Raw genomic sequence first — 16,251 nt, 5'->3', positions numbered from 1 at the left:
AGGGGCAAAGCCATGAATCTCTCAAAGTTCTTCATCGACCGTCCGATCTTCGCCGGCGTGCTGTCCGTCCTGATCTTCCTCGCGGGCCTGATCTCGCTGTTCGCGATGCCGATCTCCGAATATCCGGACGTGGTGCCGCCCTCGGTGCTGGTGCGCGCGACCTATCCCGGCGCCAATCCCAAGGTGATCGCCGAGACGGTGGCAACCCCGATCGAGGAGCAGATCAACGGCGTCGAAGGCATGCTATACATGTCGAGCCAGGCGACCACCGACGGCGCCATGACGCTGACGGTGACGTTCCGGCTCGGCACCGACCCCGACAAGGCGACGCAGCTGGTGCAGAACCGCGTGCAGCAGGCCGAGCCGCGCCTGCCGGCCGTGGTGCGCCAGCTCGGCATCATCACCAAGAAATCGTCCCCCGACCTCACCATGGTCGTGCATCTGCTGTCGCCGAACAACCGCTACGACATGACGTATTTGCGCAACTACGCCGTGCTCAACGTCAAGGACCGGCTGGCGCGCATCGACGGTGTCGGCGACGTCCAGCTCTACGGCGCCGGCGATTATTCGATGCGGGTCTGGGTCGATCCGCAAAAGGCCGCCGAGCACGGCCTGACCGCAAGTGACATCGTCAAGTCGATCCAGGCGCAGAACGTCGAAGCCGCCGCCGGCGTCGTCGGCTCCTCCCCCAACGTCAAGGGCATCGACCTGCAACTCTCCGTCAATGCGGAGGGACGGCTTGCGAACGAGGAGCAGTTCGGCGACATCGTGGTCAAGACCGGCACCCGCGGCGAAGTGGTGCGGCTGCGGGACGTCGCCCGCATCGAGCTTGGCGCCTCCGAATACGGCCTGCGTTCGCTGCTCGACAACAAGCAGGCGGTGGCGATCCCGATCTTCCAGGCGCCCGGCTCCAACGCGCTCGAGATCTCCGACCACGTCCGCGCGACCATGGCTGAGATCAAGAAGAACATGCCGGAGGGCGTGTCCTACCAGATCGTCTACGATCCCACCCAGTTCGTGCGCTCCTCGATCGAGGCCGTCATCCACACGCTGCTGGAGGCGATCGCGCTGGTGGTGCTGGTCGTGATCCTGTTCCTCCAGACCTGGCGCGCCTCGATCATTCCGCTGCTCGCGGTGCCCGTGTCGATCGTCGGCACCTTCGCGGTGATGCACGTGTTCGGCTTCTCCATCAACGCGCTCAGCCTGTTCGGCCTCGTGCTCGCCATCGGCATCGTCGTCGACGACGCCATCGTCGTGGTCGAGAACGTCGAACGCAACATCGAGGGTGGCCTCTCGCCGCGCGACGCGACCTACCAGGCGATGCGCGAGGTCTCCGGCCCGATCATCGCGATCGCGATGGTGCTGATCGCCGTGTTCGTGCCGCTCGCCTTCATCTCCGGCCTGACCGGGCAGTTCTACAAGCAGTTCGCGCTGACCATCGCGATCTCGACCGTGATCTCCGCCGTCAACTCGCTGACGCTCTCGCCGGCCCTGTCGGCGCTGCTGCTTAGGGGTCACAACGAGCCGAAGGACCGGCTGACGATCATCATGGAAAAGAGCCTCGGCTGGTTCTTCCGCGGCTTCAACAAGGCCTTCACGCGCTCCTCAGAGAACTACAGCGGCACCGTCACCAAGGTGATCTCGGGCAAGGCCGCGGTGATGGGCCTCTATATCGTGCTGGTCGGCGTCACCGCCTTCCTGTTCCAGCTGGTGCCGAGCGGCTTCGTACCGGGCCAGGACAAGCAATATCTGGTCGGCTTCGCTCGCCTGCCCGACGGTGCGGCGCTCGATCGCACCGAAGACGTGATCCGCAAGATGAGCGACGTCGCGCTGACCCAGCCCGGCGTCGAAAGCTCTGTCGCGTTCCCCGGCCTGTCCATCTCCGGCTTCACCAACTCGTCCAATGCCGGCATCGTGTTCTCGACGCTGAAACCATTCGACGAGCGCAAGGGTCCGGCCCTGAGCGGGAACGCGATCGCGGCCGACCTCAACAAGAAATATTCCGGCATCCAGGAAGCCTTCATCGCCATGTTCCCGCCGCCGCCGGTCAACGGCCTCGGCACCATCGGGGGCTTCAAGCTCCAGATCGAGGACCGTGCCGGTCTCGGCTATGAAGCGCTGAACGAGGCGACCAAAGCGTTCATGGCGGCGATGCAGAAGGCGCCGGAGATCGCCGGCGTGTTCTCGAGCTTCCAGGTCAACGTGCCCCAGCTGTTCGCCGACATCGACCGCACCAAGGCGCTCCAGCTCGGCGTGCCCGTGACCGAGGTGTTCAACACGCTGCAGATCTACCTCGGTTCCTACTACGTCAACGACTTCAACAAGTTTGGTCGCACCTATTCCGTCTACGTCCAGGCCGACGCGCCGTTCCGCGCCCGTGCCGACGACATCCGGCAGTTGAAGGTGCGCTCGTCCTCCGGCGACATGGTGCCGCTGTCGGCGCTGCTGACGATCCGCCAGAGCGCAGGTCCCGAGCGTGCGATCCGCTACAACGGCTTCTTGTCGTCCGACATCAACGCGGCCGCAGCGCCCGGCTTTTCGTCGGGCCAGGCGCAGGAGGTCGCGACGCGGATCGCGGCGGAGACATTGCCGCCCGGCTTTGCCTTCGAATGGACCGACCTGACCTATCAGGAGTTCATCGCCGGCAATTCCGGCCTCTGGGTGTTTCCGCTGGCGATCCTGCTGGTGTTCCTGGTGCTGGCCGCGCTCTATGAGAGCCTGACCTTGCCGCTCTCGATCATCATGATCGTGCCGATGGGCCTGTTGGCGGCGATGTTCGGGGTCTGGATCTCGAAGGGCGACAACAACGTCTTCACCCAGATCGGCTTGATCGTGCTGGTCGGCCTCTCGGCCAAGAACGCGATCCTGATCGTCGAATTCGCGCGCGAGCTCGAATTCGCAGGGCGTACGCCGATCCGGGCCGCGATCGAGGCGAGCCGGCTGCGGCTTCGCCCGATCCTGATGACGTCGATGGCGTTCATCATGGGCGTCTTGCCGCTGGTGCTCTCGACCGGCGCCGGCTCGGAAATGCGGCGCGCGATGGGCGTCGCGGTGTTCTCCGGCATGATCGGCGTCACGGTGTTCGGCCTGTTCCTGACGCCTGTGTTCTATGTGCTGCTCCGGACCGTCACCGGCAACAAGCCGCTGGTGCATCATGGCAGCGACGTCAGCGCGGCGCCCGTGCAAGGGCTCCATCACGAGAGCGCCGGGCACTAGATCAGGGAAATCCCCGAGAGCAACAACAGAACGAGCACGGTCTTGCGAAAGACCGTCTCGTTGACCCGGTGAAAGGCGATCACACCGAGCACGGAGCCGGCGAACAGTGCCGGCAGGCTGATCGCGAGGTCGACGAACACCTTGGACGACAGGTCCTGGTGTCCGACCAGCAGCGCGATCGCGAAGACCTGCATCGCGGCGATGAAGGGTTGCACCAGGCCGCGCTGCTCGCTCTTGGGCATGCCGCGCATGTCGCACCAGATCGTGGGGATCGCACCGGGCATCGCGGTGAGGCCACCGACCAGCCCTCCCCCGAACCCGATCAGCGCGACCCAGGGCCGGCCGACGGCTTCGCCCGCGGTGACCAGCGTCGGCCGCAGCAGCATGTAGGCCGCATAGAGCGCGACGATGATTCCGAAGCCGCGGCGGAGCAGATGCGTGTCCGTGGATTGCAACAGCGACACCGCGATGGGAACGCCGATCAATCCGCCGACGATCAGCAGCAGACTGCCCTCCCAGCGGATGCTGCGCCGAAGCGCCCACAGATTGGTGGCCTGCACGCCGATGCTGCACGCCATCATCAGCGGCACGGCCTCCAGCGGCTGAAACACGCGAAGCAGAATCGCGCCCGCCACGGCCGAGAACGCGAAGCCCGAGAGCCCGGAGACGAAGGCGCCGGCGAACACGGCGACGCTCACCAGAAGGCTGGTCGTGATATCAGGCACGATGCGTTCTCCGGGTCAGTCGTAAGGTGTCTGCGTCGCCGGGACATCGGCCGTCCCGGTGCAGAGCTCCGCATCGTGCGAATTTAGCAGAGGTCGAGAGACCGGCTGCGCGTGCGAACGCTCCAGCATCGCCAGCCCGACCAGTTGAATCGTGACGAGCGCCGCCGTCAGCGCGGCTGCTACAATGTTGACGTTATGCGCGTTCGAACGTGGTGCGGCCGGCCGCGCGCTCGCGCGGATCAACTCTGTTGGCATTTTCAAAAATATCCTCTTCATTGCAGACGGGAATAATTTCATTCAAACGCGACGTTTCATGCGCCTGCTCCAGCAAATGGCCGTAGCGCCGCAACGCGCGCTTCGCGTCGATCTCGCGCTGCGCACGGAATGCCGCGCCGATGCGTGCGACGATGTCGCGAAACCTGCCGGCCGGAGCTGGTGAGGCCTTTCGCATGACAATCTCCTCTCAACTTGTGCGAGAGATTGATGAGGTTCACTTCCGCTTGCCGTGAGGTGCTTCACACGAAGATCGAACGCGTCGAACGGGAAAACGTGTGAGCTCTCGTAGAAGAGAGCGCGGAGAATCGCGTCATTCGATCGAACGACCCGCGATAACTTTCTAATGATGCTGCTGTTTGAACCTATCGCGAGCCGGAGCGACTCGCCTGCGCCTTCGGCATGCGCGTCAGTGCAGAACCGGATTGGAGAATCCAGCCGCGAGCTTGACGAGATCGGCCTGACGCGAGACGCCGGTCTTCGCGAACACTCGATGCAGATGCGTCTTCACCGTCGTCTCCGCGATACCGAGCGCCACGGCCGTCTCCGGCACACCGCCGACCTCGACGATCGATTGCATGACCCTCAGCTCCGCAGGGGTCAACTCGAACGCGCGGTCGATGAGCCCGGCGCATGAGCGACCGTCTAGTTCCGCCTTCCAGATCAACAAGGCGCCGACCGCCGACGTGCGCTCCACGGCGCCTTCACGCAACAACGACGGCAGCGCGATGACGTGCGCGACGTAGTAGGAGCCGTCATGCGACATCAGCGGAATCTTTCGCCCAGCAGCCGCCGCGACGGCAACCTCGCCCGCGTCACGGAAGATATCGCGCAACACCGAATTTGCCGCGGAAGATCGTGCCGCCAGCCGGCCCGCGACAGACCGCAGGACATCATCGGCGGCGAGCAAGTTGTCCGCGGCAGGATTGCTGTGGACGATGTTGCAGGCCGTATCCAGCAGGATGACGCCGGCATTCAGCCGATCCACGACATCGGCGAGCGCAATCGCCCGCTGCTGCTTCCGCTCGATCGCGCGGTTGATCAGCAGCGCCCGGCTGGCATGCGGAACCAGGAATTGCATCCGCGCCCGCTGCTCCGCATCGAGCATCCCCTTGCCGGGGATCACGGTGATCAGCATCGGACACGGCGACTTCGACTGTTCCAGAACCACGCTGGCGACATCGACGCAGCCCTGGGGCCGCAGCCATTCCTGATAGAACCGCCCGCGGCGATATTCGTCGAAATTCACGAGATCGGGAATGTTACGAACTTCGCCATAGCGAGGCAGCCGCGCCAGCGGATCGTACTGGGCATAGGTCTCGGCATAGAGCTGGATGTAGTGCGGATCGACACCGCAGTAGTAATGCGTCGCGCCGGACTTGCTGACCGGATCCTTCGAAATCAGCCCGCAAGCCTGGCTGCCGATGAACGCATTGAGCTTGACGACAACATCGCTCCACAACTCAGGGTCGAGACCTGCGTCATATATATTCTCGATCAACTCGGACTGTTTGGGAGGTCGGGACATCAGAACAGCCAATCGTGACTTGGAAATAGCGGAATGTTCGTCATGCCCGGCGGCACAATTGAGTCTATCGCGGGAGCAAAAGGTTCAACTCCGGCCGCAATTGACCGATCAGTTGACGAGCGGATTGGGAATCCGGCCGCGAGCTTGACGAGATCGGCCTGACGCGAAACGCCGGTCTTGGCGAATACCCGATGCAAATGCGTCTTCGCCGTGGTTTCCGCGATACCGAGCGCTGCCGCCGTTTCCGGGACGCCACCGATCTCGACGATCGACAGGAACACGCGCAGCTCGGCCGGCGTGAGGTCGAAGGTCCGTGCGATCAGCTCGCCATAGGACTGTCCGCCAAGCGATACCTTGCGCAGGAGCAGCGCACCAGCGGCATCCACCACCCGCTCGCTGCCATTGCGCAGCACGGACGACAGCGGCAGGATGTGCGCGACATAACGCTCGCCGCTGGGTGACAACAGTGGAATCGCACGGCCCCTCGCGGCAAGCGGGACAACGTCATTGCAGGTCGCAAACGCCTCGCGCAGCGTCTGATTGGCTTCGGCGCTGCTGGTTACGAGCTGTCCGGCAACGGACCGGACCACATCGTCGGCGGCAAGCAAGGCGTGGCCGGCCGAATTCGCGTGCACTACCCGGCAAAAGGTATCGAGCAGGAAGATGCCGGACGCCAGATTGTCCAGAACATCCGCCAGCGCCGTCGCCAGCGTCAGATGCGAGGTGATGGCGCGGTTGATCAGCAGCGCGCGGCTGGCGTGCGGCACAATCAGCGAGAGCCGATGCTTCATCGCCGGATCCACCATCCGCCGGCCCGACAGCACCGTCATCATCACGGGGCAACTCGATTTCTCGAGCACGACATTGGCCGCATCGCTGCAACCCTGCGGCTGCATCCATTCCTGGTAAAAGCGCCCTTTCCGGTATTCATCGAAATTGACGAGATCGGGGATGCTGACGATCTCGCCATGCGGCGGCAGCACCGTCAGCGGATCAAACTTCGAATAGGTCTCTGAATAGAGTTGGATGTAGCGCGGGTCGGCCCCGCAATAATAATGGGTGACGCCGAATTTGCTGATCGAGTCCTTGGAAAACAGCCCGCAGGCCTGCCCGCCGACGAAATCGCGGATGCCGGCGACGGCGTTGTTCCACAGCGAGGGATCGAGCCCCGCGTCATAGATGGACTCGACCAGTTCGGGCAGCTTCCGTAGTCCGTGCATGGCTTGAAATGGCCTGAGTGATCAATATCACCAAGCATACTACAACCGCAGCATGCGACGTCCTCCGATCGGAGGAGGCGCCGGCCGGGCGGATGGAGCCCGGCCGGCGGGCATCGCGCTCAAGCCGCCGGGGCTGATGGCGGCTCAGAACGCGACGCGAACGCCACCCTTCGCCGTACCGGTGCGGCTCTGGTCGGACATCATCATGCCCTCGACCGCGCCGAACACGGACACGTCTTGGGTGGTGCGGTAGTCGAAGCCAAAGCCTGCCAGCCCAGCATTGTTGAGCACCTGGCGCCGCGACCGGTTGCCGGCGTTGCCGCCCTGGAAGGTGAAGCCGGAACGGTCATGCCTGGTCCCAGCCAACCTTCTCGGAATTCTCCGACCAGACCGCGGCGCGATAGACCTCTCGCCCGCCGGCATCCCTGACGCGGATCCAGGCGTCGCGATCACGCAGGTCGTCACGCCAGACAAACAGATGTCTCGCCATCTCGTCGGCGACGACGAACGTCGCCTTGGCCTGCTCGAAAACCATGCCGCCCGGATCGATCTTCACGACATTGTCGACCAGGAGATCAAAGAAGAAGCGGCGCATTCACAACTCCAACTGCCGGCGCCGTCCGAAACACAGCGTCATCGTTCTACTCCGCGCATCGGAAGACGTAGTCGGCCGATTACGCGCACTGCGATAGGCACCCGCCTGGTCGCACCAACCGCGCACCGCGCGCGATCACAGCGCCTCGCCGCTCCTGACGCCGCTGGGCGTCGCGCCATAGGCCCGCCGAAAACAACGATTGAAATAAGAGAGATCGCCGAAGCCGACGTCATAGGCGATCGAGCTCACCGGCCGCCCGGCAAAGTCGGGCTCGCGCAGCATGCGATGCGCGCGTTTGAGGCGCTGCTCGGTCAGGAAGGACGAGAACGTCTTGCCGTCGGCTTCGAACAGCCGCTGGAGATAGCGTGTGGTCACGCCGAATTCCTGCGCCACGGTCGCGACCGAGAGGTCCTGCTGCCAGCAATTGTTGACGATGAAGGACTTCACCTTGCGCAGCCGCGCGGCCCTGACGCCTCGGCGCCCGGCCAGCTCGTGAACCTCATCCGTCGCGCCGAGCACACGCGCCATCAGATCATGGAGATGTGCAACAGCAAGCTGGCGCAATGCGGGCACCGCGAGGGCGCGCTCGCGCACCAGAGACGTCGCGTAGTCGACCAGCAGGCGCAGTCCAGCGGCGCGCTCCGGAATGATTCGCATCACGGCGTCGTCGATGTCCACGATCATGGGCGCCAGCACCCGCCGCGGCACGCGCAGCGACAGACAATTTCCAAGCGAGAGGCGTTCGTAGATCGTCGCGTCCTCCGCGCTCGTCAGAACCGCGTCACCGGGATGAAGCCGCAGATCTCGTCCTCGCGCAGATACCTCGACGATGCCGGATCGGTTGATCATCAGGCCGAGGCTGTCGTTGCCGTCAACGACCAGTTGCTTGGTACGGATGACCCGCGCTCCGACCAGCCCGCCGATCACCAGCTGGACGTCCGGCAAGCCATGGGATGTGAGGCTCGCGGCGAACGGCTTTTCGTCCGTCGGCTCGACCTCCGCCTTGAGCACGCCGCGGCAGTAGAATTCGCGCAGCAGCGGCACACGCGCGTCTTCGGGAATGTGGTCCGTCGAAACATTGAGAATGGAAAATTCATCCTTGCCGCTCACTGCGATTTCTCCAACCGACAGGCAGGCCCGGCCACGCGCTGTCGGCTCCCGCGTCCGGTGCCGGCGCGCATTGTTCCGTGGCGCACGCTGCCCTTCTCATTCAAGTGGCGCCATATACGAAAGTATCAAATGACACGCGTCATACGTTCGGAGGACCTGACGATCCCGCTCATCACGATGGATTGAAATTGCATCGCCGCACGGCTCGCGCTGTGAAATGAATCACACGGTGTCGTCGTCGCGGCTCGTTCGCTGTGCAAACGGCGCGGCGAAGCCGGCGGCGATCTTCACGAGGTCGGCCTGCCTGCCGGCACCGGTCTTCTCGAACAGGCGGCCGAGATGCGTCTTCACCGTCGTCTCGGCAATGCCGAGCTTTGCCGCGATATCGGGAACGCCGCCGACCTCGACGATGGCCATCAGCACGCGTAATTCGGACCGCGTCAGTCCGAAGGCCGCGGCAATGGCGTCGGGCACGAGCGATGGCACCATCGCGGCCTTTTGTACGAGAAGCACCGTGGCCGCGACGTCTCGCGGCAGGCTGCGCTCCCGCTTCAATGGAAGGGCATGGACGAGATAGTGCTGACCGTCCGCCGACGTCGCGAGCTCGATGCGGCGACGACCAGCCGGATGAGCTTCACCATCCGCAACGACTTCGAACAGGCCGCGGAATAATTTATCGGCCTGGGTGTTGCGGACCACGATCCGGTCGCCGACCATCGTGAGCAGGTTTGCGTCGACGAACAACTGCCGGCACACCGCGTTGGCGTGGACGACCCGGCCATCCGCATCGAGCAGGCAGATCGCCGTGCTCAGGCCATCGAGAACATCGGCAAGGTCGTCCACGGTGTGCGAGCGCGCCCTGATCTGCCGGCCCATGATCCTGGAACGCTGGATGTGGGGTGCGAGCAGCCGCATGCGTTCGCGCATCGCCTCGTCGACGGTTCCGCGGGATCGGTGGCGCAACACCTGCAAGACCGTGGTACGCGCGTCCGATCTCTCGAGCGCAACGGTCGCGAGGTCGATCGCGCCCTGCGGCTCGACCCACTCGCGATAGAAGCTCGTGGTCACGAAGTCCGCGTGCGGCATGATATCGGTCACGCCGATGGCCTGCCCGGCCGCAAAGGCGACATGACGATCGAGCAGAGGATCCTGCTCGACATATCTGTCGCGGTAGAGCTGGCGGAAGCGGGATTCAGTGCCAAAATGCTGGTGAATCTCGATCGAGAGCCTTGCCGCGTCGCGGGACAGGATGGTCGCGGCACACCCGCCGACGAAATGTGAAACCTGCTCCAGCGCGCCGCTGCGCAGCGTAGGATCGACCGCCGCATCGTAGATCTCGCCGACGAGAGACGAGAACCGGTTTGCCTGGAGGATCGTCATCGGAACGACGATGCGATCGGCGTGCGGCCCCGGTGACGAGGGGAGCTTGCGCATGGGAGATTGGCAGAGGCGACGGAGCGGTCAATCGTCGCCTTCGGCGTGGAAAAAGCAGTGCAGCGAGATGCCAAAGTATCGAACATCGTCCTTGGGTAACGTCAACCGCAGGGTGCGGCTTGGACGTTTTCGCCAAAGACTAGGATAAAAGCGAACAGCGCGCGGGCTGTGTGCTGTGGGTCACGCGCCCTCGCACGGCTTGCTCGATCGCGCGCACAGTGCGCGGCGCAGCACTTTACTTCCGGTTCTCCTCGCAGAACTTCAGCGCGGCCAGCGCCTCGCCGGCGCGCGGGATCTGCATCTCGATGCTGTCCTCGTCATCGTCCTCGAAATCGAGCGAGAGACGCCTGGCCTTCGACAGCCGGTCCATGATCGACTGGTCGTATTCGAAGATGCCGCGCACGGTGGTCTTGTCCATGACCTCCCACTTCGCCTTCTTCATGATGTCGGCGTCATCGGTGCCGAGGTCGGCCCGGAGGATCTCGCCGACCTTGTCCCACTCCCAGCCGTCATAGATCATCACGATCACGATGGCCTTCTCGGAATAGGTGATCACGATGACGTAGTCGCGGTTCTCGTCTTCCTTGTCCTTGTAGCCGCGGCTCGCATTGCAATGCGTGTCCTGCGCGCGCTTCTCGATGGTCCAGTCACCGACCCGGGATTGCTGCGCGAGCGCCGACCCTGTGCTTGAGATGGCTACGCCCAAGGCGCCCGCGCTCAGCAAAGCGGCAAGAAGGAATCGTCTCATGTCAGCCTCCAGCGTATTCCCCACGCGGAGATGACCACCTCGGCCTGCGGCCCGCAAGGGCTCGAGGAGTCCGATCCGGGCCGATGCTGGACGTCGCCGGCCTTACACCCGCCTGGGGATGATGGCGATCGGGGTGAAGGTGTAAACCTCCTCGCCGTTCTGGTTGAACATGGTCCATTTCACCAGCGCGATGCCCTGCGGCTTCGACTTCGACGGCGTCAGGCTCATGACCTCGCCGACCAGATGCAGGCGGTCATTGGGCCGTACCGGGATGGTCCAGCGCAGGCCGTCGACGCCCGCGCCGATCAGCGGATGCGGGCCGAACGGGCGGGCCTGGATCGCGAGGTTCATGGCGATCGCGGCGGTGTGCCATCCTGATGCAGCTAGGCCGTTGAACAAGGTCTGCTTGGCGGCCTCGTGGTCGAGGTGCATCGGCTGCGGATCGAACTCGGCTGCAAAGCGCTTGATGTCGGCTTCGGTGACTTGCACCTCGGGGGATTTGAACCGCATTCCGATGGTGAGATCGTCGAACCACTCGACCTGCGCCATGATTTTGCCTCGCAATATGACTTGCTGCCCGGCCGGAAAGGCCCGGCTGCAGGACTAAGCCGCGCGGGATGTAGCGGATCTGCGGTGCACAAACCAGTCCCGGGTTCCCCGCGAAACCCGTTTCCCAAAACGACGAAACACGCCTGAAACAGATTGCCGGTTATCTGGTTGTCAAAATCATACAGGGACGGCCACCATGCAATTCTTCCTCGACGTGATCCTGGATTATGCCTGCTGCCAAAATCTCGTCTCCCAGCCGCTGCGGGAGGACGAGCTATGATCGAGCTGATCTCAGCCGTGCTCGCCCTTTGCAGCGTCGGTGTCTTCGCGGCGCATGCGCTGGATGCCTACCGCACCACGCATTCCTGATCTGTACGCCCTCCGGCCGCTAGAACGGGCGCCGGTAGAAGTGCTCCGAATGCGTGGCCGGCGGAAACCGGTTAGCGAGCGCGATTGCCGCGTTCTCGTCGGTCTCGAGCGCGACCTTCTGCGCCAGCATCACGTCGCCGGGCACGAGAAAGCCTGACGGGACGAAGCACCACCCCATCGCCGCACGCCCCTCGTCGTCGATCTCATGGACATTGGCGGCCGTGCCGTAGTGGATGCGATACCTCTTGCCGGTATCGCAGCCGATGACATCGAAATACCGATGCTGCTCGAATTGCGCGCGCTGCGCCGGCGACAGCCATTCGGCCAATAGCCGGCGGCCGCGGGCATCCGGCGTGTTCTCGCCGAAGAAGCGCCGATAGAGCTCGCGCAGCGCATGCAGACGCGCACGCGCCGGCGCACGGAGCCAAACTGCCGCGATCATGAGCAGCTCAGATCAACCGCCGACCAGGCGGGGATAGAACAGCGTTTCCTGCGCGGTCGGATCGAATGACTTGATGCGGGTAACTTCACCGGGTCCGGTTCGATAGGCGGCGGTGAAGCCCGCTCCGGTCAGCTCACGAAAGCGCCGTTCGGCTCGCGCCAGCGCTTCGGCATTGTCAGGATCAAACTCGTGGCGCGTGTCACCAGTCTGGTCCATCACGATCTGGGTAGCCATATTGAGTCTCCTCATGCCAGCCCTGCCCCCGATCAAAGCAAACCTCGTGCCGTCAGTTCCTCAACGCAAGAACTTTCTCCTGCGCTGCCTCATCTCACCCGGTCTCAACGCGACGCGGCCGCCCCTCCTCCCTCGTCGATCTGCCGTCCCATCAGGGCGATGGCCTTCTGATAGACGCCGGCAGCATTCCAGGCCTCGATCGCGGCAAAATTCGGTTCGCCCGGCTGGTAACCGGCTCCTGCGCGCCAGCCGTGAGCTTTCAGGAAATTCGCCGTCGAGTTCAGCGCATTGGCGGCAACCTCGAGATTGCCGGTGCCATAGGCCAGGATGTTCTTGGGCATGAACTGGGTCTGGCCAACCTCGCCGTGCATGGAGCCGCGGGTCGCCCCCGACAGCGTGCCGCGGTCAATCAGCTTGAGGGCGGCATAGAGCTGGTCGGTGAAGAATTCGGGACGGCGGCAGTCATAGGCAAGGGTCGCGATCGACGACAGCATGTTCTGGTTGCCACGCTGGCTGCCGAAACCGGTCTCCATGCCCCAGATCGCGATCAGCGGCCCCGGCGGGACGCCGTAGCGCTGCTGGATCGAGGCGAACAAGGCAGCCTGCGACTGCTTAAGCTGCCGCCCCTTGGCCACGATGGTGGTGGCGCCGCGCTTGGCGAGGAACTGGTCGAGCGTCAGCGAGAAGCTGCGCTGGCCGCGGTCGGCCGCAATCGTGGCACCGGCGTAATTGGTCTGCATCAGCGCCGCAAGCGCGGTCTGGCCGACGCCCTTGCCCTGCGCCTCCGCGCTGAACTCGCGCTTCCAGGCCTCAAAGCCCGCCGGGGAGCTGCCGCATTGCGCGGCCTCGGCCATGGATATCAGGGACATGGGCGCCAGCGAGAGAAGCAGCGCTGCAGCGCCGATCATGGCCGTCGCAACGGTCCTGCCCTTGGTCATTCCCTGGTCCTCTCACGTAAACGTGCGCGACCGGCTCGCGCGGGCCCATGATCCTACGTCGGCCCTGATCGCTCAAGCCCCATCCGGCGCATGAAACCGGGGCGACCGCCTAGCCTTCCCCGTCACGGCCGAGCAGGAAATCCACCATGATGCCCTGGTGCTGCTCGTACATGTCCGTACCGGTCCCGGTCACGCAGCCGATCCTGCGGGCGGCAGCGATGAAGGGCGAGACTTCGGGCTTTGTGATGACGCAGCCGCAATAGGCCGACGGCGCAAGCCGCGCGACATCGACCGGCAGCGGGTCGCCCTCCTTCATCCCGGCGGGCGTCGCATTGGCGACGAAATCGAAGCCGGCGGGATCCCCGGTGCCGACCCGCACGGGCGTCCTGCCGAGCCCGTTGAGCCGGCCGATCAGTGCGTCGCGGCGCTCGGGTGCGCCGTCGTGAATCGCGAGAGCGCTCACGCCGGCCTCGACCAGCGCAAGTGCGATCGCCGATCCCGCGCCGCCGGCGCCGACCAGCAGTGCCCGCATGCCCCGAGGATCGATGCCCTTCGCCCGCGCCGCACCGACGAAGCCGAGGCCGTCCACCATGTCGCCATGCCATGAGCCGTCGGCGCGCCGGCGCATCAGGTTCGCGATGCGCAGGAAATGTGCGCGCTCGGTCGCACTGGCGCAGGCCTGATAGCAGGCGAATTTGTGCGGGATGGTCACGACGATGCCGTCGAGGTTCTTCAGCCGCGTTGCCACCGATAGGAAATCCGGCAAATCCGCTGGCGCGACCTGGACCGGCACGAGAATGCCGTCATGGCCGCGCGCGGCGAAGGCGGCTGTTACGCCCGCCGGCGAGCGCACCTGCGCGATGGGATCGCCGACGATGACGTAGAGCCGCGTCGCGCCTGATGGGGCCGGGATCATGCCGTTGAAGCCGGAACCTGAGCGCCGCCCGCGTCGGTCTCCTCAGTCAATTCCAGGCCATCCAAATTGCCTTCCTTGCGCCATTTGTCGAGCAGCCGCAGGAACGCCACCGGCCCGCGCCAGTACTGGCTGTTTCTTGCCGCGATCGGATCGAACACGCCCTCGTTGTTGTAATAGCCCGGCGTGCATTCGGCCAGATAGGTCTGGCGGCCGAGCGCGGCCTTGACGACTTCCTCCACCCAGGCGTTCTCGGCAGCGAGCGTCGGCTCCAGCGTCCGCGCTTTGCGCTTGCGCGCCTCCGCGATCACATAGGCGATGTGCTGCGACTGCTCGTCGATGATGTGCGGAAAATTGGCGCTCTGGCCGGCCTGCACCGTGACGATCAGGAAGCAATTCGGGAAGCCGCGGCTGTAGAAGCCATGCAGCGTCTTGACGCCATCGCGCCATCGCTCGGACAAGCTCACGCCGTCGCGGCCATAAACCTCGAAGCCCATGCGGCGGGCGTAATCGGTGCCGACCTCGAAGCCGCTGGCATAGATCAGGCAGTCGAGTTCATAGGCCTTGCCGTCAACCACGACGGCGTTCCCGGTGATACGCTCGACGCCCTGCCCTTTGGTGTCGACCAGACGCACGTTGGGACGATTGAAGGCGTCGAGATACTCGTCGTGGAAGCATGGCCGCTTGCAGAACGCCTTGTACCAGGGCTTGAGCGCCGCCGCGGCGGCTTCGTCCTTCACAACGGTATCGACGCGCGCGCGGATCTCTTCCATCTTGCGGTAGTCGGCCTGCTCGATGACCTTCAGCGCCTCTTCGAGCGAGGTCACCGGCTGCGGCTGGCGGCGCGGCGCCAGCAGGATCTCGCCAAGCAGGCCGGTCCAGCCGTCCTGCACCAGATCCCGTTCGAACGGCTCGCCGGAGATGACCGCGGTGAAATTGTCCATGCGCTCGCGCTGCCAGCCGGGCTTCAGGCTCTGCGCCCAGCCTGCGTCCGTCGGACGGTCGTCGCGCACGCCGATTGCCGATGGCGTGCGCTGGAAGACGTAGAGCTCTTTCGCCGAGCGGCCGAGATGCGGCACGCATTGCACGGCGGTCGCGCCGGTCCCGATAATGCCGACGCGCTTGTCAGCGAGACCGGTGAGACCGCCTTCGGCCGTGCCACCGGTGTAGCCATAGTCCCAGCGGCTGGTGTGGAAGCTATGTCCCCTAAAGGTCTCGATGCCGGGAATGCCCGGCAGCTTCGGACGGCTCAGCGGGCCACCGGCGAGAATGACGAAGCGCGCGCGGATGCGATCGCCACGATCGGTCTCGACCAGCCAGCGTCCCTCCTGCTCCTGCCATTCCATCCGCGAGATGATCGTCTGAAACAACGCGCGCTCGTAGAGGCCGAAGTGACGGCCGATGCGGCGGGAGTGTTCGTAGATCTCGGGCGCGCGCGCATATTTGCGCACCGGCATGTAGCCGGTCTCTTCCAGCAGCGGCAGATAGATGTAGCTCTCGGTATCGCAGGCCGCACCGGGATAGCGATTCCAGTACCAGGTGCCGCCGAAATCGGCGGCCTTTTCCACGATACGAAAATCCTCGATGCCGGCCTCGCGCAGGCGCGCGCCACAGAGCAGGCCGCCGAAGCCGCCGCCGACGATGAGAACTTCGGTCTGTTCGCTGACAGAAGCGCGCGCAAATCCGGGATCGGCCCAGGGATCGTCGAGATAGCGGCCGAAATCGCCTGCGACCTCGACATATTGCGCCTTGCCCTCGGCGCGCAGGCGACGATCGCGCTCGTCGCGATAGCGCGCGCGGAGTGCGGAAATATCGACCGTAGATTCGCCGGCTGCACCGGTCTTGTGTCTTTCCGCTGACATTGATTTCCTCCACGGCGGACGCTGCTTCGGATCAGTTAGCCCCGAAAAAGTGACGCATGCAATCGCGTCCCTCGCTTTTTGCGTGAACGCCGCAT

At 64.4% G+C, this 16,251-nt stretch carries 15 protein-coding genes and 1 pseudogene; 1 reads left to right on the top strand and 15 read right to left on the bottom strand.

Annotated elements, in window-relative coordinates; genetic code table 11:
* The first annotated feature begins 12 nt into the window (after positions 1–12).
* Positions 13–3,216 carry an efflux RND transporter permease subunit gene (locus tag AB7008_RS22385; RefSeq protein WP_441259550.1) on the top strand — a complete coding sequence of 1,068 codons (3,204 nt, stop codon included), beginning with the start codon at positions 13–15 and terminating at the stop codon, positions 3,214–3,216.
* On the opposite strand, the gene AB7008_RS22380 is transcribed toward AB7008_RS22385, so the two are convergent.
* The 15 genes and pseudogenes from AB7008_RS22380 to AB7008_RS22310 form a co-directional block, all read right to left on the bottom strand.
* The gene (locus tag AB7008_RS22380; RefSeq protein ID WP_248882782.1) at positions 3,213–3,941 is read right to left on the bottom strand and encodes a sulfite exporter TauE/SafE family protein; all 729 of its coding nucleotides are present in this window, start codon (positions 3,939–3,941) and stop codon (positions 3,213–3,215) included. The two genes, AB7008_RS22385 and AB7008_RS22380, sit on opposite strands and share 4 nt — an antisense overlap.
* A 193-nt stretch (positions 3,942–4,134) precedes the next feature.
* Positions 4,135–4,392, bottom strand: a complete 258-nt coding sequence (locus tag AB7008_RS22375) for a hypothetical protein (protein ID WP_441259549.1) — start codon at positions 4,390–4,392, stop codon at positions 4,135–4,137.
* Positions 4,393–4,623: 231 nt separating this feature from the next.
* Positions 4,624–5,742 (bottom strand): helix-turn-helix transcriptional regulator, encoded by a 1,119-nt coding sequence (locus AB7008_RS22370; protein ID WP_441259548.1) that lies wholly within the window; start codon positions 5,740–5,742, stop codon positions 4,624–4,626.
* A 108-nt stretch (positions 5,743–5,850) separates the two neighbouring features.
* Positions 5,851–6,962, bottom strand: a pseudogene (locus AB7008_RS22365) (helix-turn-helix transcriptional regulator).
* 144 nt (positions 6,963–7,106) lie between these two features.
* Positions 7,107–7,328, bottom strand: coding sequence for a hypothetical protein (locus tag AB7008_RS22360; RefSeq protein WP_441259547.1), 222 nt, complete (start codon positions 7,326–7,328; stop codon positions 7,107–7,109).
* Positions 7,309–7,557, bottom strand: coding sequence for a DUF6894 family protein (locus tag AB7008_RS22355; protein WP_014496043.1), 249 nt, complete (start codon positions 7,555–7,557; stop codon positions 7,309–7,311). Before AB7008_RS22355 ends, AB7008_RS22360 begins: the two co-directional genes overlap by 20 nt.
* 135 nt (positions 7,558–7,692) lie before the next feature.
* On the bottom strand, positions 7,693–8,667 hold the full coding sequence (locus tag AB7008_RS22350) for a helix-turn-helix transcriptional regulator (RefSeq protein WP_248882773.1): 975 nt from the start codon (positions 8,665–8,667) through the stop codon (positions 7,693–7,695).
* A 222-nt stretch (positions 8,668–8,889) separates the two neighbouring features.
* Positions 8,890–10,047: a helix-turn-helix transcriptional regulator gene (locus tag AB7008_RS22345; RefSeq protein WP_441261230.1), complete on the bottom strand. Its 1,158-nt coding sequence runs from the start codon at positions 10,045–10,047 to the stop codon at positions 8,890–8,892.
* A 289-nt stretch (positions 10,048–10,336) separates the two neighbouring features.
* Positions 10,337–10,849, bottom strand: coding sequence for a hypothetical protein (locus tag AB7008_RS22340; protein WP_248882771.1), 513 nt, complete (start codon positions 10,847–10,849; stop codon positions 10,337–10,339).
* Positions 10,850–10,951: 102 nt separating this feature from the next.
* On the bottom strand, positions 10,952–11,398 hold the full coding sequence (locus tag AB7008_RS22335; protein ID WP_014496047.1) for a MaoC family dehydratase: 447 nt from the start codon (positions 11,396–11,398) through the stop codon (positions 10,952–10,954).
* Between the two features lie 388 nt (positions 11,399–11,786).
* Positions 11,787–12,209 (bottom strand): hypothetical protein, encoded by a 423-nt coding sequence (locus AB7008_RS22330; RefSeq protein WP_039149899.1) that lies wholly within the window; start codon positions 12,207–12,209, stop codon positions 11,787–11,789.
* 12 nt (positions 12,210–12,221) lie between these two features.
* Positions 12,222–12,443, bottom strand: coding sequence for a hypothetical protein (locus AB7008_RS22325; RefSeq protein ID WP_014496049.1), 222 nt, complete (start codon positions 12,441–12,443; stop codon positions 12,222–12,224).
* Positions 12,444–12,547: 104 nt separating this feature from the next.
* Positions 12,548–13,381, bottom strand: coding sequence for a lytic murein transglycosylase (locus tag AB7008_RS22320; protein WP_028159276.1), 834 nt, complete (start codon positions 13,379–13,381; stop codon positions 12,548–12,550).
* Positions 13,382–13,490: 109 nt separating this feature from the next.
* Positions 13,491–14,297 (bottom strand): shikimate dehydrogenase family protein, encoded by an 807-nt coding sequence (locus AB7008_RS22315; RefSeq protein WP_248882769.1) that lies wholly within the window; start codon positions 14,295–14,297, stop codon positions 13,491–13,493.
* Positions 14,294–16,156, bottom strand: a complete 1,863-nt coding sequence (locus AB7008_RS22310; RefSeq protein WP_441259546.1) for a flavin-containing monooxygenase — start codon at positions 16,154–16,156, stop codon at positions 14,294–14,296. Before AB7008_RS22310 ends, AB7008_RS22315 begins: the two co-directional genes overlap by 4 nt.
* Positions 16,157–16,251: the final 95 nt, after the last annotated feature.

Origin of the sequence: Bradyrhizobium sp. 521_C7_N1_3 (assembly GCF_052075975.1) — a bacterium.
GTDB classification, from domain to species: domain Bacteria; phylum Pseudomonadota; class Alphaproteobacteria; order Rhizobiales; family Xanthobacteraceae; genus Bradyrhizobium; species Bradyrhizobium japonicum.
This window is presented reverse-complemented; position numbering and strand designations above follow the sequence as displayed.